Source organism: Massilia atriviolacea, assembly GCF_003953935.1.
Taxonomy (GTDB): Bacteria; Pseudomonadota; Gammaproteobacteria; order Burkholderiales; family Burkholderiaceae_D; genus Telluria_A; species Telluria_A atriviolacea.
The window spans coordinates 81842-104047 of sequence record NZ_RXLQ01000010.1; the positions used below are offsets into that span (position 1 = coordinate 81842).

23 protein-coding genes, 1 tRNA gene and 1 riboswitch are annotated in these 22206 nt (G+C 67.0%); of the genes, 14 read left to right on the top strand and 10 right to left on the bottom strand.

Annotated elements, in window-relative coordinates:
* Positions 1 to 40: 40 nt before the first annotated feature.
* The 9 genes from EJB06_RS19250 to EJB06_RS19290 all read right to left on the bottom strand — a co-directional run bounded on the left by EJB06_RS19250 (position 41) and on the right by EJB06_RS19290 (position 6493).
* Positions 41 to 116 (bottom strand) — tRNA-Lys (locus EJB06_RS19250).
* A gap of 82 nt (positions 117 to 198) precedes the next feature.
* A complete protein-coding gene (gene ybgF, locus EJB06_RS19255) occupies positions 199 to 960 on the bottom strand; it encodes a tol-pal system protein YbgF (RefSeq protein ID WP_126075647.1) in 762 nt (253 codons plus the stop codon).
* 116 nt (positions 961 to 1076) lie between these two features.
* Positions 1077 to 1601 carry a peptidoglycan-associated lipoprotein Pal gene (pal, locus tag EJB06_RS19260; protein ID WP_126075648.1) on the bottom strand — a complete coding sequence of 175 codons (525 nt, stop codon included), beginning with the start codon at positions 1599 to 1601 and terminating at the stop codon, positions 1077 to 1079.
* A gap of 55 nt (positions 1602 to 1656) precedes the next feature.
* A complete protein-coding gene (tolB, locus tag EJB06_RS19265; protein WP_126075649.1) occupies positions 1657 to 2922 on the bottom strand; it encodes a Tol-Pal system beta propeller repeat protein TolB in 1266 nt (421 codons plus the stop codon).
* A gap of 52 nt (positions 2923 to 2974) precedes the next feature.
* Entirely contained in the window at positions 2975 to 3973 is a 999-nt protein-coding gene (gene tolA, locus EJB06_RS19270) for a cell envelope integrity protein TolA (RefSeq protein ID WP_126075650.1), read from the bottom strand.
* Positions 3974 to 3978: 5 nt separating this feature from the next.
* Positions 3979 to 4413 (bottom strand): ExbD/TolR family protein, encoded by a 435-nt coding sequence (locus EJB06_RS19275; protein WP_126075651.1) that lies wholly within the window; start codon positions 4411 to 4413, stop codon positions 3979 to 3981.
* A 12-nt stretch (positions 4414 to 4425) separates the two neighbouring features.
* Positions 4426 to 5118, bottom strand: coding sequence for a protein TolQ (tolQ, locus tag EJB06_RS19280; protein ID WP_126075652.1), 693 nt, complete (start codon positions 5116 to 5118; stop codon positions 4426 to 4428).
* Between the two features lie 27 nt (positions 5119 to 5145).
* Positions 5146 to 5550, bottom strand: a complete 405-nt coding sequence (ybgC, locus tag EJB06_RS19285; protein ID WP_126075653.1) for a tol-pal system-associated acyl-CoA thioesterase — start codon at positions 5548 to 5550, stop codon at positions 5146 to 5148.
* Positions 5551 to 5746: 196 nt separating this feature from the next.
* Complete coding sequence (locus EJB06_RS19290; RefSeq protein WP_126075654.1) at positions 5747 to 6493, bottom strand: SDR family NAD(P)-dependent oxidoreductase; 747 nt, start codon at positions 6491 to 6493, stop codon at positions 5747 to 5749.
* Positions 6494 to 6622: 129 nt separating this feature from the next.
* Positions 6623 to 6732: riboswitch (ZMP/ZTP riboswitch) on the top strand.
* Between the two features lie 102 nt (positions 6733 to 6834).
* Here EJB06_RS19290 and glyA point away from each other — a divergent pair.
* The 11 genes from glyA to EJB06_RS19345 all read left to right on the top strand — a co-directional run bounded on the left by glyA (position 6835) and on the right by EJB06_RS19345 (position 18220).
* Entirely contained in the window at positions 6835 to 8082 is a 1248-nt protein-coding gene (gene glyA, locus EJB06_RS19295; protein WP_126075655.1) for a serine hydroxymethyltransferase, read from the top strand.
* Between the two features lie 30 nt (positions 8083 to 8112).
* Complete coding sequence (gene nrdR, locus EJB06_RS19300; protein ID WP_126075656.1) at positions 8113 to 8580, top strand: transcriptional regulator NrdR; 468 nt, start codon at positions 8113 to 8115, stop codon at positions 8578 to 8580.
* 174 nt (positions 8581 to 8754) lie between these two features.
* The gene (pilV, locus tag EJB06_RS19305; protein WP_126075657.1) at positions 8755 to 9318 is read left to right on the top strand and encodes a type IV pilus modification protein PilV; all 564 of its coding nucleotides are present in this window, start codon (positions 8755 to 8757) and stop codon (positions 9316 to 9318) included.
* Positions 9315 to 10247 carry a PilW family protein gene (locus tag EJB06_RS19310; protein WP_126075658.1) on the top strand — a complete coding sequence of 311 codons (933 nt, stop codon included), beginning with the start codon at positions 9315 to 9317 and terminating at the stop codon, positions 10245 to 10247. The genes pilV and EJB06_RS19310 overlap by 4 nt, the downstream gene beginning before the upstream one ends.
* Positions 10248 to 10253: 6 nt before the next feature.
* A complete protein-coding gene (locus tag EJB06_RS19315) occupies positions 10254 to 10874 on the top strand; it encodes a pilus assembly PilX family protein (RefSeq protein ID WP_126075659.1) in 621 nt (206 codons plus the stop codon).
* Positions 10871 to 14707, top strand: a complete 3837-nt coding sequence (locus EJB06_RS19320) for a pilus assembly protein (protein WP_126075660.1) — start codon at positions 10871 to 10873, stop codon at positions 14705 to 14707. The genes EJB06_RS19315 and EJB06_RS19320 overlap by 4 nt, the downstream gene beginning before the upstream one ends.
* 23 nt (positions 14708 to 14730) lie before the next feature.
* Positions 14731 to 15180, top strand: a complete 450-nt coding sequence (locus EJB06_RS19325; protein ID WP_126075661.1) for a type IV pilin protein — start codon at positions 14731 to 14733, stop codon at positions 15178 to 15180.
* A complete protein-coding gene (locus EJB06_RS19330) occupies positions 15177 to 15746 on the top strand; it encodes a GspH/FimT family pseudopilin (RefSeq protein ID WP_126075662.1) in 570 nt (189 codons plus the stop codon). The genes EJB06_RS19325 and EJB06_RS19330 overlap by 4 nt, the downstream gene beginning before the upstream one ends.
* 238 nt (positions 15747 to 15984) lie before the next feature.
* Positions 15985 to 17061 (top strand): bifunctional diaminohydroxyphosphoribosylaminopyrimidine deaminase/5-amino-6-(5-phosphoribosylamino)uracil reductase RibD, encoded by a 1077-nt coding sequence (gene ribD / locus EJB06_RS19335; RefSeq protein WP_198420867.1) that lies wholly within the window; start codon positions 15985 to 15987, stop codon positions 17059 to 17061.
* Between the two features lie 6 nt (positions 17062 to 17067).
* Complete coding sequence (locus EJB06_RS19340; protein ID WP_126075664.1) at positions 17068 to 17697, top strand: riboflavin synthase; 630 nt, start codon at positions 17068 to 17070, stop codon at positions 17695 to 17697.
* Positions 17698 to 17761: 64 nt separating this feature from the next.
* A complete protein-coding gene (locus EJB06_RS19345) occupies positions 17762 to 18220 on the top strand; it encodes a GNAT family N-acetyltransferase (protein WP_126075665.1) in 459 nt (152 codons plus the stop codon).
* A 46-nt stretch (positions 18221 to 18266) separates the two neighbouring features.
* Here EJB06_RS19345 and EJB06_RS19350 read toward each other — a convergent pair whose 3' ends face one another.
* Complete coding sequence (locus tag EJB06_RS19350) at positions 18267 to 19205, bottom strand: GlxA family transcriptional regulator (protein WP_126075666.1); 939 nt, start codon at positions 19203 to 19205, stop codon at positions 18267 to 18269.
* Between the two features lie 141 nt (positions 19206 to 19346).
* Between EJB06_RS19350 and EJB06_RS19355 the strand changes: the two genes are divergently transcribed.
* From EJB06_RS19355 to EJB06_RS19365, 3 genes are all read left to right on the top strand, one after another.
* On the top strand, positions 19347 to 19658 hold the full coding sequence (locus EJB06_RS19355; RefSeq protein ID WP_126075667.1) for a DUF3817 domain-containing protein: 312 nt from the start codon (positions 19347 to 19349) through the stop codon (positions 19656 to 19658).
* The gene (locus tag EJB06_RS19360; protein WP_126075668.1) at positions 19655 to 20083 is read left to right on the top strand and encodes a CopD family protein; all 429 of its coding nucleotides are present in this window, start codon (positions 19655 to 19657) and stop codon (positions 20081 to 20083) included. Before EJB06_RS19355 ends, EJB06_RS19360 begins: the two co-directional genes overlap by 4 nt.
* Before the next feature lie 107 nt (positions 20084 to 20190).
* A complete protein-coding gene (locus tag EJB06_RS19365) occupies positions 20191 to 22137 on the top strand; it encodes a S9 family peptidase (protein WP_229427162.1) in 1947 nt (648 codons plus the stop codon).
* Positions 22138 to 22206 lie beyond the last annotated feature (69 nt).

Here is a 22206-nt window from a genome sequence, read left to right on the forward strand (position 1 = left end):
GATCGCTCGTAACTGCTTGATTTGCTTACTGCTGTATTCGTGGTAGGCCGTGCGGGATTCGAACCTGCGACCAACGGATTAAAAGTCCGCTGCTCTACCAGCTGAGCTAACGACCCGAAGAAGCAAGATTATAGGGGGCATCCGTACTTCTGTCAAATGCCCCCAGCATACTTTTTTTACCGTGGCATGACGGTCACATTACTTCAGCACCGCCAGCCGGTCCTTGGCCGCCTGCGCCGCGCTCGACTCCGGATACTTGGCGACCAGGTCCTTGAGCGCCTTCTTGGCGTTCTTGGTGTCCTTCAGTTCGGTATAGCTGCTGGCGATGTTCAGCATCGCGTCCGGCGCCTTGGCGCTGTCGCGGTACTGGCTGACCACCACTTCCTGGGCCGAGATCGCGTTCTTGTAGTCGCGCAGCGCGTAATAGGCGTTGCCCAGCCAGTATTGCGCGTTGGCGGCGTAGCCCGAGGCCGGATAGCGGCGCACGAAGTCGCCCAGCGCCGCCGCCGCCGTCTTGTAGTCGCCGCCCTTGAACAGGCCCATGGCCGCGTCGTAGGAGCGCTGCTCGTTCGGATCGACCGCCGCTTCGCGCCCGTCGATGGTCACCTGGCGCGGTTCGAGCTTGCGCAGGCGCTCGTCGAGGTCGGTGTAAAAATCTTTCTGGCGCTTCTGCGCATTGGCCAGTTCGTTGCTCAGCACTTCCACCTGGCCGCGCAGCTTGGCGATTTCGGACAGGGCCTGCTCGTGCTGGTTCACCATGTCGAGCGCGCTGCTGCGGTCGGACTTGGTGTCGATGCGGGCGTTCAGCTCGCGCGCGATGCTGTCGACCTTGGCGCGCAGCTCGATGATGGCCTTGCGCGCTTCATCGTCGTCGAGCAGGCCGGCGTGGCCCTGCAGCGGCACCCAGGCGGCCAGCGCCACACAGGCGGCGGCGATGCGGGACTTGGACAGTGTGATCATGATCGTGACTCTTTCAAAACCGTTGAAACTGAACACCGTGGCACATGGTCAGCGGGGCGGGCACAGTTCGCACTGCGCGCCGCCCCGATGGTCCGGATGCCGCTTACGGCAAGCGATTAATAGACGATGTCCGCACGACGGTTTTCCGCCCATGCCGCTTCGCCACCACCGGTCGCCTTCGGCTTTTCTTCACCCAGCGAAACAGCTTCCATCTGCGACTCGGCTACGCCCAGCGATGCCATCGCCTTGCGCACGGCTTCGGCGCGCTTCTGGCCCAGCGCCAGGTTGTACTCGGTGCCGCCGCGCTCATCGGTGTTGCCCTGGATGATGATCTTGCGGGTCTTGTTCTTGCTCAGGTAGCCCGAGTGGTTTTCAACGACCGGCTTGCCGTCTTCGCGCACGACGTAGCTGTCGAGGTCGAAGTAGATGCTGCGCGCTGCCAGTACGCCTTTCGGATCGTTGACCGGGTCGACCGAGCCGGTTTCGACTGGCTGCACTTCGCGCTTGTCGGCGGCGACGTCCGGCTTGGCGGTGACCGGCACTTCGGTCACTGGTGCTGGCGTATCCTTGACCGGGGTGCTGCAAGCGGAGAGCAGGGCGGCGCTCGAAAGGATGAATGCGAGGGTTTTAAAATTGCGCATGGGTTGTTTCTCCTGGACGGTGTTAAAAATAACGTTATTGACGTTGGTACTACGATTACTTCATGAAGGGTCCCCAGTTGGGTTCCCTGATGTTTCCTGCCTGGGTTGTTAAGCGCTGCTTGACCCTTCCATCGACCGAGACCACAGCCAGCGAAGTACGGCCGCCGCCTTTGGTTGCGTACATGATGTATTTGCCGTTGGGCGAAAAACTCGGTTCGGTGGCCGCATCGGCCAGGCGCAGTTCCTGGCCGCTGGCCAGGTCCATCGCATAGAGGGAATAGCCACCGTCACGCTGGGAGACCCAGGCCAGGGTTTTGCCGTCCGAGGAGACGCGCGGGCTGATATTGTAACTGCCATTGAAGGTCACGCGCTGTGCGTTGCCCCCGCTGGCGGGCATTTTGTAGATTTGCGGACCGCCGCTGCGGTCGCTGGTGAAATAGATGGTCTGGCCGTCGGCCGAGAATTGCGGCTCGGTGTCGATGCCGTTACTGTTCGATACGCGGCGCAGGCCGCTGCCGTCGATGCCGACCACGTACACCTGGGTATGGCCGTCTTTCGACAAGGCCATGGTCAGGCGCGTGCCGTCGGGCGACCACGAGGGCGCCGAGTTGCTGCCTTTTTCGTTGACCACGATCTTGCGTCCGCCGGTCACCAGGTCCTGGACGTAGATGATCGGCTTGCGCTTTTCGAACGAGACATAGGCGACCTTGGTGCCGTCCGGCGACCAGGCCGGCGAAATGATCGGCTCGTTCGAACGCACCGCCACCTGCACGCCTTCGCCATCGGCGTCGGCGATTTCGAGGCGGTAGTCGCGCGCGCCGCGATTTTCATTCACGTAGGCCACGCGGGTAGCGAAGGCGCCGCGGCTGCCGGTCAGCTTTTCGTAGATATCGTCGGCGATCTTGTGGGCCGACAGGCGCGTGTATTTCGCTTGCGCGGCCTGGTTCAGGCTCGACAGCTGGCTGGTCTTGATGGTGTCGTGCAGCTTGTAGCGCACTTCGAAGCGGCCGTCCGCGAGCTTTTGCACGCTGCCGACCACCAGCGCATCGGCGCCGCGCGACTTCCAGCTGCCGTAATCGATGGACGAGGTTTCGGACAGGGTGCTGCCGCCATCGATAATCTTGAACACGCCGCTGCGTTCCAGGTCGGCCCGGATAATGGCCGACACCTGGGCCGGCGCCACGCCCTCGTCGGCGAAGGCGGCGACGGCGATCGGGATCTGGTTATTGCCGACGCCGGCGATTTCCACGCGCAGCTGGGCCTGCGCCGATACGCCGGCCAGCAGGGTCACGCTAAATAACAGGGTATGTAATTTCTTCATAGTGTGTCTATCCAAAAGTTCGTGGCAGTCGATCGGAACCGGTTCTGCGGGATCAGTTCAGATCCTTCATCGAGAAACTGATTTCCAAAGTTCGCGCTACCGTACCATCTTTCTTCTTCGGAAGTGGTGACGATTTGACAATCCCTTTTTCCACTGCATCATCGAAGGCGGCAATCCCGCTGCTCTTGACCAGCTTCACCGAGATGATTTCACCCGACGGCAACTGCTCGATCTTGAACAGCACGCGCGGATTGCCCGGCACATCGGTGCTGCCGGCATAGCTGGTGCTGCTCTTGATCTTGGTGTTGATGCTCGCCAGGTAGCCGGTATCGCTGCGCGGCGCGCTCGACTGCGCGGCCTCGCCGGTGCCGCCGGCGGCGCCCATGATGCGGCGCATTTCGTCGGCGCGCGATTTGTCGAGCTTCTTCTGCTCCTCGGCCAGCTTTTTCTCCTTGGCGGCTTTTTCGGCCTTCTCGGCTTTTTCCCTGGCCAGTTTCTCGGCTTTTTCCTCGGCCAGCTGGTCCTGCTTCTGCTGTTCCAGTTTCTTCTGGTCGAGCTTCTTCTGATCTTCGAGTTTCTTTTGATCTTCGAGTTTCTTTTGCTCAAGCTGTTTCTTCAGCTCTGCCTCTTTCTTGCGCGCCTGTTCCAGCTCGCGCTTTTCTTGAAGCAATTGCTCCTGCTTGCGCTTTTCTTCCTTGAGCTTCTTTTCACGCTCCAGCGCGATGTCCGGCCTGGCGAGCTGCGGTTTTTCCACCGGCGGCGGCTCGACCGGTTTCGGAACGACTTTGGGAACCGGCTTCGGCGGCGGCGTTTCGCGCACGGGCGGCGCTTCGCGCGGCGGCGGCGGCGTGCCGGCCGATTCGGTCTTGACGCTCCAGATCTCGGCCTCGGTCTCGGTCGGCACCGTGTTCTGCCAGCTGATGCCGGCCCACAGGAACAGCAGCAGGCCGGCGTGCACGGCCAGCGCCAGTCCGACCGAGGAGACCGGGCTCGGCTCGGGCGGGACGGTGTAGGGACCGCCCGGAGTGGCGGCGGGAGTCAGGGGCGCCATCGTTTTCACTTGGTGGCGAGGCCGACCCGGTTGATGCCCATCTTCTTCGCTTCCGATACCAGCTGTATCACGTCGTCGTACTTGCTTTCGCGGTCGCCCGCGATCATCACCGGATACTCGGGATGCTCGGCGTGCAGGGTGCGCAGGCGGCGCAGCAGGGCGTTGCGGTTAGGCAATTCCTCCGGCGCGACGCTGTTCTTGCCGTTGATGCCGATGCTCAGGCTGGCGTTCGGCTTGAGCACGATCTGGATATAGTCGTCCGGCGGCAGCGCGGATTTCTCCGCGCTCGGCAGGTTGATGACGCTCGGGCTATTGGCTGGCGGCACGACCATGAAAATGATCAGCAGGACCAGCATCACGTCGATGTAGGGGACGACGTTGATTTCGGACTTGAACTTGCGTTTGCGTCCGCCGCGCAGGCTGCTGGAAAACGATGCCATGGGTGCCTCCGATCAGCGCGACTGGCGCTGCAAGATGTTCGAGAATTCTTCGACGAAGCTCTCGAAGCGGATGGCCAGGCGGTCGATATCGTGCGTGAAGCGGTTGTAGGCGACCACGGCCGGAATCGCCGCGAACAGGCCGATGGCGGTCGCGATCAGCGCTTCGGCAATCCCGGGCGCCACGGCGGCCAGGGTGGCTTGCTGGACGTTGGCCAGGCCGCGGAAGGCGTTCATGATGCCCCATACCGTGCCCAGCAGGCCGATGTAGGGCGACACCGAACCGACCGAAGCGAGGAAGTTCAGGTGCGAGTCGAGGGCGTCTAGTTCGCGCTGGAAGGCCGCGCGCATGGCGCGCCGGGCGCCGTCGAGCACGGCGCCGGTGTCGAGCGGGTCGCGCTGCGGCGAGGCTTGCTTGCCCTTGATGAATTCGCCCATGCCGGCTTCGAAGATGCGCGCCAGGGCGCCGCTCTGTTCGCGCGTGGTGCTGGCGTTCTGGTGCAGGGTGTGCAGGTTGCCGCCGGCCCAGAAGCTGCGTTCGAACTGCTCGGTCTGCTGGCGCGCGGCGCGTACGGCGAAGGCTTTGCGGAAGATATAGGTCCAGCTCATGATGGACAGGCCCAGCAACAATGCCATGATCAATTGCACGATCAGGTGCGCGTTGCCGATCAGGGCGATAAAGGAAAGGTCTTGGGCTGCAGCATTCATTGGCGTTGGAATTTTCTAGGTGAAGTGTCAGGCGGCACGCATTTTAGCAGCGCTTGCGTCGGGCAGGGCACGTGGGCGCAGGGTGACTGCGTCGACGCAGCCCACCTTGACCGTTGCGCTGGCCAGCAGCACGTCGCCGTGCCAGGCTTGCTGGAGGAACTGGACCGATGCGCGCCCCAGTTTTTCTATACTCAATGTCAAGTTTAATGCATCATCGAGCCGCGCTGGCGCGTGATAGTCGATCGCGGCGCTCTTGACCACGAAAATGGCGCCGTGCTCGTCGCGCAAAGCCTGCTGGCCGACGTCGGCCGCACGCAGCCATTCGGTGCGCGCGCGTTCGAAGAATTTGAGGTAGTTCGCGTAAAAGACGATGCCGCCGGCATCGGTGTCTTCGTAATAGACCCGAACCGGCCAACTGAATACTGAGGGCATTTCATTTGCCATAAGTGAATATCGGAAACATTTTACGCGGTTTTTTGCTGCAAATGTACGCAAGCGTACATAAAGATGCGCGCCCGGCAGGCCGGATGGCGCACAAGTAGACGTGAGCCATGCCGAAGTGCCAAGTTCTGTAACAAACGCTTACATGGGGGCGTAGCTTTGTTACTTGGGGCGCGAACGGCGAAGATCAGCCGCGCTTGATCGCCAGCGGCCCGAAGCCCTGGCAGGTCGGCATCATCTCGATCATGTTGATATTGATATGCGGGGGCAGGGTGGCGATCCAGAATGCGGTGGCGGCGATATCGGCGGCGGTCAGCGGCTCGGTGCCTTCGTAGACCTTGGCCGCCTTCTCGTCGTCGCCCTTGAAGCGCACGTTGGAAAACTCGGTTCCGCCGCACAGGCCCGGCGCCAGGTTGGTGGCGCGCACGCCGGTGCCGACCAGGTCGGCGCGCAGGTTCAGGGTGAACTGGTCGACGAAGGCCTTGGTCGCGCCGTACACATTGCCGCCCGGGTAAGGATAGCTGCCGGCCACCGATCCCAGGTTGATGATCAGCCCGCTTCCGCGCTCGACCATCGCCGGCAGCAGCGCGCGCGTCATGGTCACCAGGCCGGTGCAATTGGTGGCGATCATGGTTTCCCAGTCGGCCAGCGGCGATTCGTGGGCCGGGGCGGTGCCCAGCGCCAGCCCGGCATTGTTGATCAGCACATCGACCTGGCGCCACGATTGCGGCAGCATCGACAAGGCTTCGTTAATCGATTCCTTGCAGGTGACATCCATGACGATCGGCAGGGCCAGGTCGCCCAGTTCGGCCGCCAGGGCTTCCAGCCGGTCCTTGCGGCGGCCGCTGATGACGACCTGATGGCCGTTGTTGACGAAGGTACGCGCCATTTCGGCGCCGAAGCCGGCCGAGGCGCCGGTGATGAAAACGATCATGATGTGTCCTGACAAAGTGCAAAGCTGTGCCGGATTGTAGCCCAAGTGGCCAGATTGGCCGCCACCTGCCATTTAGGCAATGCCATTCCTTGCCCTATTCGGGGACTTAACTTACAATTTGGGCTCCATTACGTCTCACGTAACTGGCGAAAAGTCGCGGCGCATTGCTGCCTGGCGGCGAAGGTGGGCATCCACCGGGGAACGTGAGATTTCATCAGCCGTTCGCCTGGGCAGCCACCGATGGAAGCGCACGATGAGGCTGCCTGTTCCATTTCCGACGGCTCCCCTCATTCGATCCTTGCAATCAGGTGCCTCGCACTCTTATCGATTGGAGTTTTTTCATGTTTTCAAAAGAACACACGCTCGCCCATGTTGACCCGGAATTGTGGGGCGCGATCCAGAAGGAAAACGCACGCCAGCAAGATCACATCGAACTGATCGCGTCCGAGAACTACACCTCGCCGGCGGTGATGCAAGCCCAGGGCTCGCAGCTGACCAATAAATATGCCGAAGGCTATCCGGGCAAGCGCTACTACGGCGGCTGCGAATATGTCGACGTCGCGGAACAACTGGCGATCGACCGCGTCAAACAACTGTTCGGCGCCGAAGCGGCCAACGTGCAGCCCAATTCCGGCTCGCAGGCCAACCAGGGCGTATTCTTCGCCATGCTCAAGCCGGGCGATACCATCATGGGCATGTCGCTGGCCGAAGGCGGCCACCTGACCCACGGCATGGCGCTGAACATGTCGGGCAAGTGGTTCAATGTGGTGTCCTACGGCCTGACCGAACAGGAAGACATCGACTACGAGGCCATGGAGCGCCTTGCGCATGAGCACAAGCCAAAGATGATCATCGCCGGCGCATCGGCCTTCTCGCTGAAGATCGACTTCGAGCGTTTCGCCAGGGTCGCCAAGGCAGTGGGCGCTTACTTCATGGTCGACATGGCCCACTACGCCGGCCTGATCGCCGCCGGTGTGTACCCGAATCCGGTGCCGCACGCCGACTTCGTCACCTCGACCACGCACAAATCGCTGCGCGGCCCGCGCGGCGGCATCATCCTGATGAAGGCCGAGCACGAAAAAGCCATCAATTCGGCAATCTTCCCCGGCATCCAGGGCGGCCCGCTGATGCACGTGATCGCCGGCAAGGCCGTCGCCTTCAAGGAAGCGCTGGAGCCTTCGTTCGTGGAGTACCAGAAACAGGTCGTCAAGAACGCCGACGCGCTGGCCAAGGCGCTGATCGCGCGCGGCCTGCGCATCGTCTCCGGCCGCACCGAGTCGCACGTGATGCTGGTCGACCTGCGCGCCAAGAACCTGACGGGCAAGGAAGCCGAAGCCCTGCTGGGCGCCGCCCACATGACCTGCAACAAGAACGGCATCCCGAACGACCCGCAAAAACCGTTCGTGACTTCCGGCATCCGCCTCGGCAGCCCGGCTTTCACCACGCGCGGCTTCAAGGAAGAAGACGCGACCACGGTCGGCAACCTGATCGCGGACATCCTCGACAACCCGAACGACGCCGCTGTCGTCGAACGCGTCAAGGCCGAAGTCAAGAAGCTGACCGACAAGTATCCGGTCTACGCAGCTTAACGTCACAACCCAGCAGCATCCCGGCGCCCCATGAAATGTCCTTTCTGTCAGCATGAAGATACGCAAGTCCTCGATACCCGCGTATCCGAGGAGGGCGATTCGATCCGGCGCCGGCGCCGCTGCGTCAAGTGCGACAAGCGCTTCACCACCTATGAGCGGATCGAATTGTCGATGCCGATCATGGTCAAGAAAAACGGCAGCCGCACCGAGTTCGCCTCGGTCAAGCTGCGCGGCAGCCTGATGCTGGCGCTACGCAAGCGGCCCGTGTCGGCCGAAGCCATCGACCGCGCGGTCGCGTCGATCGAAGAAAAACTGCTCACCAGCGGCCAGCGCGAGGTCGATACCGGCCACGTGGGCGAGCTGGTCATGCAGGAACTGAAACGCCTCGACAAGATCGCCTACATCCGCTTCGCGTCCGTGTACAAGAACTTCGAAGACCTGGCCGAGTTCCAGGACGCCATTGCCGAAGTCGGCCACGAGCGCAAACCACGTAAATAGTTCAGTTCACACGTTTGAGGCAGGCCATGCGCGCTTGCCCGCCGCGCTGTTAACGTCACTCCCAAGCGATCCAGCTCACACGTTCACCGCACTTGCCGCTCCATGGCGCAAGGCTGCGGCGGCATGACCTGGCGCCTTGTCCAAGCAACGGGGGGAGTCATGCGCGGGAGGGTCATGCGTTTACTGCGGAAACGGGTCGCCGCCGGATTCACGCTCGGCGAGGTGCTGGTGGCGCTGCTGCTGCTGGCCGTCGGCATCCTGGGCGCCCTGGGCACCCAGGTCGCGGCGCTGCGCACGCGCCAGGAATCGGGCCTGATGTCGCGCGGCGTGCACCTGGCCGCCAGCCTGGCCGAGCGCATGCGCGCCAATGCGGCGCAAATGCGCCTGGGCGACGCAATCAATCCCTATCTGCAACTGCGCTACCAGGCGGGCGAGGGCGCGCCGCCACGCGCGCCCGCCGATTGCTACGGCGCGGGCCGCTGCGACAGTGCGCAACTGGCGCGCTTCGACATCGACGATACGGTGGCCGCGCTGCATGCGGGGTTTCCGGGCGGGCGCATCGCGGTCTGCCGCGACACCGTCGTATGGAACGATGCGGGCAAGGCGCTGGCCTGGGAGTGCGCCGGTTCTGCCGGGGCGCCGGTGGTCATCAAGCTCGGCTGGCATGTGCGGCGCGCGGCTGGCGCGGCGCCGCCGGCGCCGGCGGTGGCCGTGATGCTGGGCACGGGTGCGCCATGAGGAGGCGCGCCTTCTCGGACGGCCTGGGCCTGGTCGAACTGCTGGTGGCGCTGGCGCTGGGCCTGCTGGTGACCCTGGCGGCCGCCGCGCTGCTGCTGTCCGCCCAGTCCGGCTATGCCGCGCAGAACGCGCTGGCGCGGACCGACGACGCCGGCCGCTATGCGCTGGAAGCCATCGAACGGGCGGCGCGGCAGGGCGCCTGGGTCGACCTGGAGCGCGAGGAGGCGCCGCCCTCGCTGGCGGCAAGCGCCGCGCGCATCGGCGGACTGGACAATCACGCGCTGGCGAGCGGCGGGCCCGGCATCGACAAGGCGCGTCCTGGCGGCGTCAACGGCAGCGACGTGCTGGTGCTGCGCTTCGATGGCGCCGGGAGCGGGGCCGACGGCGACGGCAGCGTGCTCGGCTGCGCGGGGTTTCCGGTCGGCTCGGAGCACGAGGGCTGGAGTATTTTCTACGTCGCGCCGGGCATCGCCGGCGACGCCGAACTGCGCTGCAAGTACCTCGGCCAGAAAACCTGGCGCAGCGAAGCGCTGGTGGCCGGCGTCGATACCTTCCAGGTGCTGTACGGGCTCGACACCGACGATCCCGCCGACGGTGCGCCCAACCAGTATCTGGCCGCCGGCGCCGTCAACGCGCTGGATGCCGCGCTCGCGCTCGATGGCGCGACGCCGCTTGACCGCGAACGCGACCTGCGCCGCAAGACGCACTGGAAGCGCATCGCCAGCATCAAGGTCGCGCTGCTGCTGCATGGCGCGCACGGGGGCAGCGTGGAGCGCGAAGCGCTCGCCTACGAGCTGTTCGGCCCGGGCTACGGCGGCGCCGCCGACCCCGGCACGCGGATCGACGAGGCAGCTCTGCCGCCGGCGCAGCGCTGGCGCGAACGGCGCGCCTTCGCCGCCACCATCGTCCTGCGCAACGCGGCACTGTGAGACGCCATGCCGACCCCACTTCGCCAACGCGAGCGCCAGCATGGCGCCGTGCTGCTGACCGCGCTGTTCGTGCTGCTGGCGCTGATGATACTTGGCGTTTCCGCCGCCCGCAGCGCACTCGGCAGCGAAAAATCGGCCCGCCACGAACGTGACCGCCAGATCGCCTTCGCCGCCGCCGAAGCGGCGCTGGCCGATGCCGAACACGATATCGAAGGCGGCAGCGACCGCGCCTCCCAGCGCGCGGCGCTGTTTGCACGTGGCAATGTCTTCGGCTTCGTCGACGGCTGCGGCGGCGAGCGCGAAGTCAATGCCGGCCTGTGCCTGTACATGCCCGCGCGGCCGGCATGGCAGGGCGCCGATCTGTCGGGCAAGGACGGACTGGAGGCGGCGGGCGTGGCGTACGGCCGCTTCACCGGTGCGCAGCTTCCATCGGGCAAGGGCACGCTGCCGCTGCGCGCGCCGCGCTACCTGATCGAACTGTTGCCGCATACCCAGGCCGGGGGCGATGCCGCCCGTCCGCCGGGCAATTTCTACCGCATCACCGCTGTCGGCTTCGGCTCGCTCGACGCCACCCGGGTGGTGCTGCAAGCGTTTTACCTCAAGGCCGCGGCGGAGGAGGGAGCATGAGTTCCCTGCACGCCTTCCTGCGCCGCTGGCTGGCACTGCTGCTCGCCTGCTGGGCCTGTGCCGCCGGCGCCGCGCCGCCGCTGTTGCAGGTGCCCGATGGCGTGCTGGGCGCGCCCGGCCGGATGCCGCCCAATCTGCTGCTCAATCTGTCGCTCAGCTTCGAGGATGCGGGCGCGGCGTATCGCGCCGACTACCGGGGTGCGACCGAGTATCCCGGCTACTTCAATCCGCGCCTGTGCTACCAGTACCCGACCAGGGCCCACTCGCGCGCGGTGCGCGAACCCGAGCTGGACGAACGGCGCGGGCATTTTTCCCCGGCCGGGCCGGTCGGGGAGGGGCGCGGCTGCGGCGGCGAGGCATTCAGCGGCAATCTGCTGAACTGGGCAACGGCTTCGACCCTCGACCTGGTACGCCTGGGCCTGACCGGCGGCGACCGCGTCATCGATGAAGCCGGCATCACCGTGCTCCAGCGCGCGTGGTTGCCCGATGGCGCGGCGCATGTGGACTTTTACGCGAACGCCCTGCATTTCCCGCGCAAGATGCTGCCAGCTGACGACAGCGCGGCGCTGACGCCGTTCGGCAAGGCCGACCTGTACATCGTGTCTTGCCGCAATCGCGTCCTGTTCAGCGGCACGAACAAAGGCCGCAGTTGCGACGCGCCGCGCTACGGCGCCAGCGGGACGCGGCTGGTGTCGGACAAATTCCATGGTGAATTTCTTGCCCGCGTGCGTGTGTGCACGCCCGAGGACAGCGCCAGCCGGCCGGGCTTGTGCCGGCCGTATGGCAATGCCTTCAAGCCCGAGGGGGCGTTGCAGCGCCATGCGGATGCGGGACGGATCGGCGTCATGGCTTACGCGGCCGGCGAGGGCGGGAAGGGCGGGAAGGGCGGGGCGCCCGATGGCGGCGTCCTGCGCGCGCCGCTCAAGTTCATCGGCGCCAAGGCCATCGATGCACCGCGCTACGAGGCGCAGGCCAACCAGCGCGCCGAATGGAGCGACAGGACCGGCGTGTTCATCCCCAATCCCGACCGCGGCAGCGGGGCGGCCAGCGGCAGCATCGCCGCCATCAACCTGGCGGGACGGAGCCAGCCGGCCGCTGCCGGCAGCTATGCCGCCAGCGATCCGGGCGCGGAACTGTTTTACGAGGCGCTGCGCTATGTGCAAGGACGCGAACCGGACGCTGGCGGCGCGGCGCCCGATGGCTTGCCGGCATGGTCGAGCCGCGCCGACCCGGTCACCGCCGCCTGCCAGCGCAACCTGATCGCGACCATCGGCCACCGATCCTTCGTCGACGACCGCCACCTGCCGGGCAATACCAGGACCGGGCGCAACGACGGCGCGCGCAAGGCCGATTCCTTCGCCCCGGCCCCCTTCGACGCGATGCAGGCCACCCGCCGCGTGGGCGAGATGGAAGCCGACCGCGGCGGCGCCTACGGCAATGGCGCGCCCCGGCCCGAGCTGAGCGGGCTGGACACGCGCAGCGACGGTCCGGACAACGCCGGCAGCCTGTACCTGGCGGGCGCGGCCTGGTGGGCGCACACCCATCCGATCCGGCGCGACAAACCGGTCACGGTCACCAGCATGTCGCTCTTGCTTGGCGCAGCGGCCGGAGAAGAGGCCGGAGAAGAGGCCAGCGCGCTGTACCTTGCCGCCAAATACGGCGCCTTCGACGACCGCAATGGCGACGCCAACCCCTTCATCACCACGGGCGGGCGGCGCGACGACAGCGAATGGCGCGCCGCAGGCGGCAGTCCGGCCGGCTATTTCGCCGCCAGGGACGCCTTCGCGATCGTGCCCGGCATCGACGCCCTGTTCGCCGCAGCGGCAGCCGGCGGCGGCGCCACGCCCGGCGCGCTGGTGGCCGGCCCGGTCGGCAAGGGGCGCGGCTTCGTGCTCCAGGCCAGCGGCGACCTGGGCCGGGGCAGCGGCAGCCTGCAGCGGCGCGCGCTGAGCGTGGAGAAAGGGGGCGTGCCGGCCATCGCGGACAAGCTGGACTGGGATGCCGCCGATCTCCTGAGCGGCAACGATAGCGCGCGGCCGCCGCTGCCGCCCTTGAGCACGCCGGCGGCACGCAAGATCTTCACGCTGGCGTATCGCCCCGACAAGTCGGTGACGATCCCGTTCGACTGGCCCAGCCTGCCGCAAGAAGCCCGCGCGCTGCTCGACGTCGCCCTTGCCGGCGGCGCCGCGGACGGGCTGGGCGAAGCGCGCACCGCCTTTTTGCGCGGCGAGCGCGGCATGGAACAAGGCAAGCCGGGCGGCGTGTTCCGGCGCCGCGATAGCATCATGGGCGACGTGATCCACAGCGTGCCCCTGCTGGTCGGACCGCCGCCGGCATCGCGCGGCGATCCGGCCTATCTCGACTTCCACCAGCGCCAGCGCGGCCGGCCCGGCGTGGCCTACGTGGGCGCCAACGACGGCATGCTGCACGCCTTCGACCTCGCCACCGGCGCCGAACTGTTCGCCTACGTCCCGCACGCCCTGATACCGGTGCTGGCGCAGCTGGCCGGTCCCGGCTATCGCCACCGGCCGTATGTCGACGCCAGTGCCGGCAGCGGCGAAGCGCTGGTCGGCGGACGCTGGCGCACCGTCCTCGCCTCCGGCATGGGCATGGGCGCGCGCGGCGTGTTCGCGCTCGACATCTCGGACCCGGCCGCCTTCCATGCCGGCCTGGGCGCGCTGTGGGAATTCACCGAGCGCGACGACCCGGCCATCGGGCACGTGTCGGCGCCGCCGCTGGTGGCCCGGTTCAGGACCGCCGTCAGGCAGGGCGCGCCGCAGTACCGCGACTTTGTCGTCGTTTCCAGCGGCATCAATAATGGCACCGCCGATGGCGGCGGCGCGCTGTTCCTGCTCGCGCTCGACAAGCCGGCCTCGGAGCGCTGGCGGCGCGGCCTCAATTACTACCGCTTCGACATGCCGGCGTCCGATCCGGCGCGGGCCAACGCGCTCGCGCCGGCGGCGCTGGCGCTGGCGGGCGACGCCAGCGTGCGCTATGCCTACGCGGGCGACTTGCAGGGGCGCCTGTGGCGTGTCGATGTCAGCGGCGCGGCGCCGTGGAGTTCGGCCGTCTCGCCGCTGTTCGACGCGCGCGACGCCGGCGGCAGGCCGCAACCGATCGCGCATGCGCCGCGCATCGTGTTCGCGCCCGGCGGCGGCTACCTGGTGCTGTTCGGCACCGGCAAGTTCATCGAACCGGCCGATACCCAGCGCGGCAGCTATCTGCCGCAATCGTTCTACGCCGTCCACGATGCCCCGGGCAAGCCGCAGCCTCCGCTGTCGCGCGCCCGCCTGGTGCCGCGCATCCTGAGCGGCACGCTGCGCTACGCGCTTGCCGGCGCGCCGGTCGCGCTGGAGGAGCAGGCGGCGCCAGACGCACCCAAAGGCTGGTACATCGACTTCCCCAATACCGCCATCGATGGCGAGCGCGTTGCCGGCAGCCCGGTAGCGCGGGGCGGCACCCTGATCGTCGAGACCTTGCTGCCCGGTGCCGACCTGTGCAGCGCGCCGGCCTCGCGCAGCTATGTGCTCGACGCGCTGAGCGGGTTCGCCATCGGCGCCGACGGCCGGGTGCGCTCCGGAGAGAGCACGGGCGAGCGCTACACCGCACTGGCGGGCGTGCCGCCGCTGCTGATCGAGACAGGCACCAGCAGCGGCGCGCGCACCGCCACCGGGCGCGCCGAAGCGGTGCACACGGTCGCCATCGTGCGCCCGCAGGAAGGCGGCAAGGCCGCGCCCGCCCAGCAACTGAGTATCCGCTACCCGTCGCGCCGCCTCGGCTGGCGCGAGGTGCACAACTGGCAAGACCTGCACGATGCGGCCAAGAAAAAATAATCACCCAGCACAAGGAGCCGGCAATGAAACGCAGTCGAGGCTTTACCCTGATCGAAACCATGATCGTCATGACCATCGTCGCCCTGCTTGCGGCGCTGGCCTATCCCGGCTACCAGGACTTCGTGATCAAGGCGCGCCGCGCCGAAGCCCAGGCGGTCCTGCTCGACCTGATGCAAAAGCAGGAACGCTATTACACCCAGCACAACCGCTATCTCGCGTTCTCGGCCGACGAGAGCGGGCCGGACCAGGTCCACTTCAAATGGTGGTCGGGCAGCAAGGCGCCATCGAGCGCCTATGAACTGCGCGGCAAGCCCTGCGCCGGCCAGTCGATCGCGCGCTGCATCGTCATCGAAGCCATACCCGGCACCGACCGGGTCGACACCAGCTTTCGCGACGGCGCCTGCCAGACCTTGACGCTCAGCAGCGCCGGCGAACAGACGGCCAGCGGCGCCGCTGCCGGCTGCTGGCCATGAAGCGCGCGCCGTCGCCACGCGCAAGCGCGTTTTCGCTGACCGAGCTGATGGCGGTCCTGCTGATCGCCGCCATCGCGCTGGCGGTCGCCGCGCCCGACCTGCGCGCCATGATCCGCGCGCACCAGCTCAACGGCGCAGTGAACGACCTGTTCGGGGCGATCGGCCTGACGCGCGCGCAAGCCATGGCGCGCGGAGAGCGCGTCCTTCTGGCGCCGCTGGAACCTGCCGGCGCCGACTGGAGCCTGGGCTGGGTGGCGTTTGTCGACCGCGATGGCGACCGCCGGCCGGGCGTGTCCGACGAACTGATCGCCACGCATGGCCCGGTGGGCAAGGGCATCGTGGTCAGCGCCGTGTTTTCGAGCCAGAAGCTGCCCGATTACCTGGCCTACAACAGCGCCGGACGCAGCTGCACCTCGACCAGCAGCGCGGCGGCGCGCTGGGGCACCCTGTCGCTGTTCCAGGGCGAACAGACGCGCCGCATCAAGATCAATATGCTCGGCCGCGCCCGCGTGTGCGACCCGGCCCGCGATGGCGCCACCTGCGGCGGGGAAGAGGAGGAGTCGTAGCGCTGGCGGTGAAGCGCTGAAGCGGGCCGGGCGCTTTTACTGTCGTCGGCGGGCAGCGCCATGCGCCGTGGTGCCAGCGGCGCTTGCTTCGCCCCCGCGCTCGGCACGCGCAGCGGCGCCGGCCAGCCGGGATGCCTCGCATCGCAGCCTGCCGGGCGGGAACGGCTGTCTTGGCGTAAAATCGCGGTCAGCCATTTACGCTGGGACACCCGTGCAATTACTTACTGATTCAGCAGCCATGACCCTGGCCCTCGAGTGGGCCGCCAAAGGGCTGTACACCACGTCGCCGAACCCGCGCGTCGGCTGCGTCATCGTGCGCGATGGCGTGGTCATCGGCGCCGGCCACACGCAACCGGCCGGCCAGGCCCACGCCGAAATCCAGGCCCTGCGCGACGCCGAGGCGCGCGGCAAGGACGTGCGCGGCGCCACCGCCTATGTCACCCTGGAGCCGTGCAACCATTTCGGCCGCACGCCGCCCTGTTCGGACGCGCTGGTGCGGGCCGGCCTGGGAAGGGTCGTCGCCGCCATGGTCGATCCGAATCCCCTGGTCGCCGGTCAAGGGCTGGCCAGGCTGGCGGCCGCCGGCATCGCCGTCAGTTCCGGGCTGCATGAAGCCGAAGCGCGCGAACTGAACATCGGCTTCCTGTCGCGCATGCAGCGCGGCTTGCCGTGGGTGCGCCTCAAGACCGCCGCCAGCCTCGACGGCATGACAGCCTTGCACAATGGCGCCAGCCAATGGATTACCGGTCCCGAAGCGCGCGCCGATGGCCATGCCTGGCGCGCCCGCGCCTGCGCCATTCTTACCGGCATCGGCACGGTCAAGGCGGACGATCCGCAACTGAACGTGCGCGCCGTGGAAACCACGCGCCAGCCGCGCCGCGTCATCGTCGACAGCAGGCTCGAGATCGATCCCGCCGCCCGCGTGCTGGCCGGGGCGGCGAGCTGGATCGTCGCCGCCGTGCCCGACCCGGCCAAGGAAGCGGTTCTGCGCGCCGCCGGCCACGAGGTCATCCTGCTCCCCAACGAGAGCGGCAAGGTCGATCTGCCCGCCCTGATGCGCGAGCTGGGCCGGCGCGACATCAACGAACTGCACGTCGAAGCCGGCGCCAAGCTGAACGGCTCGATGATCCGTGAAGGATGCGTCGACGAACTGCTGGTCTACCTCGCGCCGACCCTGTTGGGCGAAGCCCAGGGCATGTTCGCGCTGCCCGCCTTGACCAGCCTCGACCAGCAAAAGCGCCTGCGTTTTCACGATATTCACCCGCTGGGCGAGGATCTGCGCATTCTCGCCCGCTTTACCCATACCAAGGAATAGACCAGCATGTTTACAGGAATCGTCGCCGCCGTCGGCAAGATCAGCTCCGTTCAACCACTCGAAGCCGGCCTCGACGCAGGCGTGCGCCTCGACATCGATGCCGGCGGCTTGCCGCTGGGCGACGTTGCCCTGGGCGACTCGATCGCCATCAACGGCGCCTGCATGACCGTGGTCGCCAAGACCGACAGCGCCTTCAGCGTCGACGTCTCGCGCGAAAGCCTCAACTGCACGGCCGGCCTCGACGCGCCGGGCGAAGTCAACCTCGAAAAAGCGCTGACCCTGGCCGAGCGCCTGGGCGGCCACCTGGTCTCCGGCCACGTCGACGGCCTGGGGCAGGTCCACAGCTTCGAGGCCGTGGGCGAATCGTGGGAACTGGTCATCGACGCCCCGCACGAGCTGGCCAAGTTCCTCGCCTTCAAGGGCTCGGTGGTCGTCAACGGCGTGTCGCTGACGGTGAACCGGGTCGAGGACCTGGACGCCGCCTCGGGCAAGCTGTGCCGCTTCTCGATCAACCTGATTCCGCACACGATCTCGGTTACCACGCTTAAGCACCTGCGCGCCGGCAGCAAGGTCAACCTGGAAATCGACCTGATCGCCCGCTACGTCGAGCGCATGCTCTCGGTCGGCAAGGCTTGAGCGCATCACCCCGGCGGCGCACGTGTTTCGCGCCGCCATGTCCAGCGCAACCGAAAGCGACTCCATGACGATTACCCTGCAAGCCGTCACCGAACACAATTTCGACGCCCTCATCGATTTGCCCCTGCTGCCGGAGCAGCAGGACTACCTTGCCAGCAATGCCTACTCGATCGCCCAGGCGAGTTTCTATCCAGACAGCTTCTTCACCCGCGCCATCTATCTCGACGACAGGCCGATCGGCTTCCTGATGTACGTCTCGCTGGCCGACGAAGGCCAGCCCGGCGCGTATGCGATCTACCGTTTCATGATCGACAGCGGCTTGCAGGGCCAGGGTTACGGCCGGCGCGCCATCGGCCTGGCGCTCGACGAGATCCGCAGCCGCCCTGATGCCGGGGTGATCCGTATCTGTTACTGGCCGCGTAACCCGGTTGCAAAAGACTTCTATGCCAGCCTGGGTTTCGTGGAAACAGGCCTGGACGACGCGGGCGAGATGGTCGCCGAAATCCGCCTGGACCGCGCCTGATCCGGCCCAGGCGCGGCCGGCCGTTCGCCAGGGCGGCTGCGCCCCTTCAACGCGGCCGGAAACTTTGCCTGTATTGCTGAGGACTGGTCCCGACCTGCCTGCCGAAGCAGGCACGCAAGGCGGCGCTGGTGCCGAATCCGGTCGCGTTCGCCACTTGCTCGACCGAGAGCGCGCTCGTTTCCAGCAAATACTGCGCGCGCTTCACCCGCGCCCCGAGCAGCCATTGCAGCGGCGAGGTGCCGGTCTGCTCCAGGAAGCGCCGGCTCAGCGTGCGTTTGCTCACGGCGGCATGGGTGGCGATGGCCTCCAGCGTCAAGTCCCGATGCAATTGCGCTTCCATCCACTTGAGCACCGGCTGCAGCGCCAGCGACGAGGACGGCTCCGGATGCACGATGAACTGGGCCTGTCCGCCGCTGCGTTCGAGCGGCATCACCGCCGCCCGCGCGGCGTCGGCGGCGACCGCCGCACCGTAGTCGCGCCGCACCAGATGCAGGCAAAGGTCGAGTCCGGCCGCAGCTCCCGCCGAGGTCAGCAACTTGCCGTTGTCGACGAACAGCACATTCGGATCCACCGTGACTGCCGGATAACGGCGCGCCAGTTCGCTTGCGGCCATCCAGTGGGTGGTCGCGCGCCGGCCGTCCAGCACGCCGCTCGCGGCAAGCAGGAAGGCGCCGCTGCAAATCGACGCGATCCGCGTCCCATGCGCCGCCGCCGCCCTGATCGTGTCCAGCACCGCTTCCGAGACGGGGGCGTCGATATCGTCGATGCCCGGAACGATCAGGGTATGGGCGCCGCTTGCGTGGCTCAGATTGAATCGGGTGTGCAGATCGAACAGGCGCGCGGCGACCGACGGCGCTTCGCCGCACACGATCACCTCGTAGGCGGCGGGCAAGCCCGGAACGCACACGCGGCTGAACACGTCGCAGGCCGTGGCCAGGTCGAATGGAATGACGCCATGAGGCGCCAGGATGGCGATTTTATGCATGGCCGGATTCTAGCGGACGTAGGAATTCGTGTCAGTCTGTGCGGCGCGTTTGGCGCGATCCTTGCGCAATATGGCATTCCGGCCAATGTTCAGCCTGAAGCTGCCTCGCCATAATCGTGCTTCATTGAACAGGGATCGACCATGGAATCACGACTGACACAATGTGCCCGCATGCGCCGCGCCGCGCTGTGGGAGGGCGCGACGCTGGTGCTGCTGCTCGGTATTGCGGTGCCGCTCAAGCACCTGGGCGGCCAGGCCGGCTTGGTGACGCTCATGGGGCCGGCGCACGGCATGGCTTTTCTGTACTACCTCTGGACCATCGCCAGCAACGTCACGGCCGACGACTGGACCCGCACCGAAGTGGCGCAACTGCTCGCCTGCGCCATGCTGCCGTTCGGCGCCTGGTTCAGTATCCGGCTGCTCAAGCGCAAGGCCGCCGCGCTCGCCGCATGATCTACCTGATCCTGAAAGCCTTGCATATCGTGGCCGTCATGACCTGGACCGGCGGCATGCTCCTGCAGGCTTGCCTGTTGCGGACGATGGCGCATCGGCCCTTGCCCTTGATGCCCGATGAACGCGGCGTGATCGGCGCCGCAGTGCGCTGGGACCGGATGCTGATCGCGCCGGCGATGCTGCTGGCCTGGGCCTGCGGCCTGGCGCTGGCCATCCGCGGACACTGGTGGATGACGCCCTGGCTGAACGCCAAGCTGGTGCTGGTGCTCGCCTTGTCGGCCGTGCATGGCATGCAGGGCGGGAGCCTGCGCCGCATGCTGGACGGGCCGGCCCGCCATCCGGCCGCGTGGCTGCGGCATGGCGCAGCCGTCGTCTTGTGTGGCGTGACGGCGATCGTGTTCTTGGTGGTGCTCAAACCGGCTTGAGCGCCGCAGGTTCCCGAAAACGGTTTTGTCGCGCCCTGCGCAATCGTATATATTGGACGCGCCTTCCATCCCTGCGATCCGACACCCACCTTCTACCTGCTCCCCATATGGCACACCTCCACACAGTCCTGTTTTCGGCCATGCTGGCCGGCGCCATCGTCCCCGCCCTGGCGGCCGGGCCGGCGGCCCTGCGCGACTACCGCGCGCTGGCGATCACCCCCGACGGCAAGCGCGTCGCCGCCCTCGAATCGCTCGACCCGGGCGGCCTGCCGGTTCGTCCGCACGCCAGCGTGGTCGTGCGCGACGCCGCCAGCGGCGCCATCGTCGCCCAGTACGACCCCTGCGCCACCTGCATCTACGACCATCCCGCCTGGTCGCCCGACCAGCAAGCGCTGGCCTTCATCAGCGCCGACGCCAAGGCCGGCACCGCCACGCTGTACATCGCCAGCGCCGCCGGTGCCGCGCCGGCCGCCGTCATCAGGGGCGTGGCCAGCACCGCGCGCTGGTCGCCGGACGGCAAACGGATCTCGCTGCTGGCCACGCCGGGCGCGAAAAAGCTCGCCGGCGCGGTCGAAGCCGGGGCACGCCAGGTCGGCGAAATCGGCGTGCACGAAGACGCCCAGCGCCTCGCCCTGGTTCCCGCCAGCGGCGGCGAAGCGGCCATGGTCACGCCGCCGGGCAGCTACATCTACGAATACGACTGGACCCCGGACGGCAAAGGCTTCGTCGTCACCAGCGCCAAGGGCAACGGCGACAACAACTGGTGGGTCGCCGCGCTCGGCCACGTCGACATCGCCAGCGGCGCTCTACGCGCATTGGCCGCGCCGAAGATGCAGATGAATATTCCGCGCGTCTCGCCGGACGGGCGCAGCGTCGCCTTCATCGGAGGGCTGATGAGCGACTTCGGCTCGGTTGGCGGCGATGTATTTACCGTGCCGCTGTCCGGCGGCGTGCCGCAGAATGCCACGCCGCGCTTCGCCGGCTCCTTCAACGGGCTGGCCTGGCAGGGCAAGCAGCTGATCGCCTCCGCGCTGGTCGGCAGCGAGCACGCGGTGCTCACGATCGATCCGCTCAAGGGCGTCACGCGCACGCTCTGGTCGGGCGCGGTCGGCGCCAGCGGCTCGCGCCAGGGACGCTTCGTCTTCAGTGCCGATGGCGCCATTGCCGCTTCCGTGCATGAAGACTTTGCGCGCGCGCCGCGCATCGTCGCCGGGCGCCTGCCGCAGCTGGCCGCCATCACGCGCGACAACGACGGCTTCGCGCCCCAGGTGCGCGCCAGCAGCGTCGAATGGAGCAACGACGGCTTCAAGATGCAGGGCTGGCTGCTCGCGCCCCTGGGCGTCGACGCGGGCAAAAAGTATCCGATGGTGGTGCAGGTGCACGGCGGGCCGGCATCGGCCGCCTCGCCGCGTTTCGTCTCCGATGGCGAACAAGCCAACCCGCTGCTGCGCGATCTGGCGCGCAAGGGCTATTACGTCTTCCTGCCCAACCCGCGCGGCAGCTTCGGCCAGGGCGTCGCCTTCGGCAGCGCCAACAAACGCGACTTCGGCGGCGGCGACTGGCGCGACATCCTGGCCGGCATCGACGCCGCCGCCAAGGCCGCGCCGGTGGACACGGGCCGTCTCGGGCTGATGGGGCACTCCTACGGCGGCTTCATGACCATGTGGGGCGTCACGCACAGCGACCGCTTCAAGGCCGCCGTGGCTGGCGCCGGCATCGCCAACTGGATCAGCTACTACGGCCAGAACGGCATCGACCAGTGGATGATTCCCTTCTTCGGCGCCTCGGCCTATGACGACCCGGCGGTGTACCGGGCCGCCTCGCCGATCGAATCGATCAAGGCTGCCAGGACGCCGACATTGCTGTATGTAGGCGAGCGCGATGTCGAAACGCCGGCGGTGCAATCGATGGAATTCTGGCACGGCCTGCGCGCCATGGGCACGCCGACCACGCTGGTGATTTACGACGGCGAAGGCCACGCGATCCGCAAGCCCGAGCACCAGCGCGACCAGCGTGCGCGCACGGTCGCATGGTTCGAGCGCTATCTCAAATAAAGACCAGCCCGTGTCCACCCGGGTGCCAGGTCTGACAATCGGACACGAGCCCATCCGCAGGAGTGCGGC

Coding starts and splice junctions, on each gene's coding strand:
- ybgF (WP_126075647.1), bottom strand. CDS start 960: ATGATCACACTGTCCAAGTCCCGCATCGCCGCCGCCTGTGTGGCGCTG.
- pal (WP_126075648.1), bottom strand. CDS start 1,601: ATGCGCAATTTTAAAACCCTCGCATTCATCCTTTCGAGCGCCGCCCTG.
- tolB (WP_126075649.1), bottom strand. CDS start 2,922: ATGAAGAAATTACATACCCTGTTATTTAGCGTGACCCTGCTGGCCGGC.
- tolA (WP_126075650.1), bottom strand. CDS start 3,973: ATGGCGCCCCTGACTCCCGCCGCCACTCCGGGCGGTCCCTACACCGTC.
- EJB06_RS19275 (WP_126075651.1), bottom strand. CDS start 4,413: ATGGCATCGTTTTCCAGCAGCCTGCGCGGCGGACGCAAACGCAAGTTC.
- tolQ (WP_126075652.1), bottom strand. CDS start 5,118: ATGAATGCTGCAGCCCAAGACCTTTCCTTTATCGCCCTGATCGGCAAC.
- ybgC (WP_126075653.1), bottom strand. CDS start 5,550: ATGCCCTCAGTATTCAGTTGGCCGGTTCGGGTCTATTACGAAGACACC.
- EJB06_RS19290 (WP_126075654.1), bottom strand. CDS start 6,493: ATGATCGTTTTCATCACCGGCGCCTCGGCCGGCTTCGGCGCCGAAATG.
- glyA (WP_126075655.1), top strand. CDS start 6,835: ATGTTTTCAAAAGAACACACGCTCGCCCATGTTGACCCGGAATTGTGG.
- nrdR (WP_126075656.1), top strand. CDS start 8,113: ATGAAATGTCCTTTCTGTCAGCATGAAGATACGCAAGTCCTCGATACC.
- pilV (WP_126075657.1), top strand. CDS start 8,755: ATGCGTTTACTGCGGAAACGGGTCGCCGCCGGATTCACGCTCGGCGAG.
- EJB06_RS19310 (WP_126075658.1), top strand. CDS start 9,315: ATGAGGAGGCGCGCCTTCTCGGACGGCCTGGGCCTGGTCGAACTGCTG.
- EJB06_RS19315 (WP_126075659.1), top strand. CDS start 10,254: ATGCCGACCCCACTTCGCCAACGCGAGCGCCAGCATGGCGCCGTGCTG.
- EJB06_RS19320 (WP_126075660.1), top strand. CDS start 10,871: ATGAGTTCCCTGCACGCCTTCCTGCGCCGCTGGCTGGCACTGCTGCTC.
- EJB06_RS19325 (WP_126075661.1), top strand. CDS start 14,731: ATGAAACGCAGTCGAGGCTTTACCCTGATCGAAACCATGATCGTCATG.
- EJB06_RS19330 (WP_126075662.1), top strand. CDS start 15,177: ATGAAGCGCGCGCCGTCGCCACGCGCAAGCGCGTTTTCGCTGACCGAG.
- ribD (WP_198420867.1), top strand. CDS start 15,985: ATGACCCTGGCCCTCGAGTGGGCCGCCAAAGGGCTGTACACCACGTCG.
- EJB06_RS19340 (WP_126075664.1), top strand. CDS start 17,068: ATGTTTACAGGAATCGTCGCCGCCGTCGGCAAGATCAGCTCCGTTCAA.
- EJB06_RS19345 (WP_126075665.1), top strand. CDS start 17,762: ATGACGATTACCCTGCAAGCCGTCACCGAACACAATTTCGACGCCCTC.
- EJB06_RS19350 (WP_126075666.1), bottom strand. CDS start 19,205: ATGCATAAAATCGCCATCCTGGCGCCTCATGGCGTCATTCCATTCGAC.
- EJB06_RS19355 (WP_126075667.1), top strand. CDS start 19,347: ATGGAATCACGACTGACACAATGTGCCCGCATGCGCCGCGCCGCGCTG.
- EJB06_RS19360 (WP_126075668.1), top strand. CDS start 19,655: ATGATCTACCTGATCCTGAAAGCCTTGCATATCGTGGCCGTCATGACC.
- EJB06_RS19365 (WP_229427162.1), top strand. CDS start 20,191: ATGGCACACCTCCACACAGTCCTGTTTTCGGCCATGCTGGCCGGCGCC.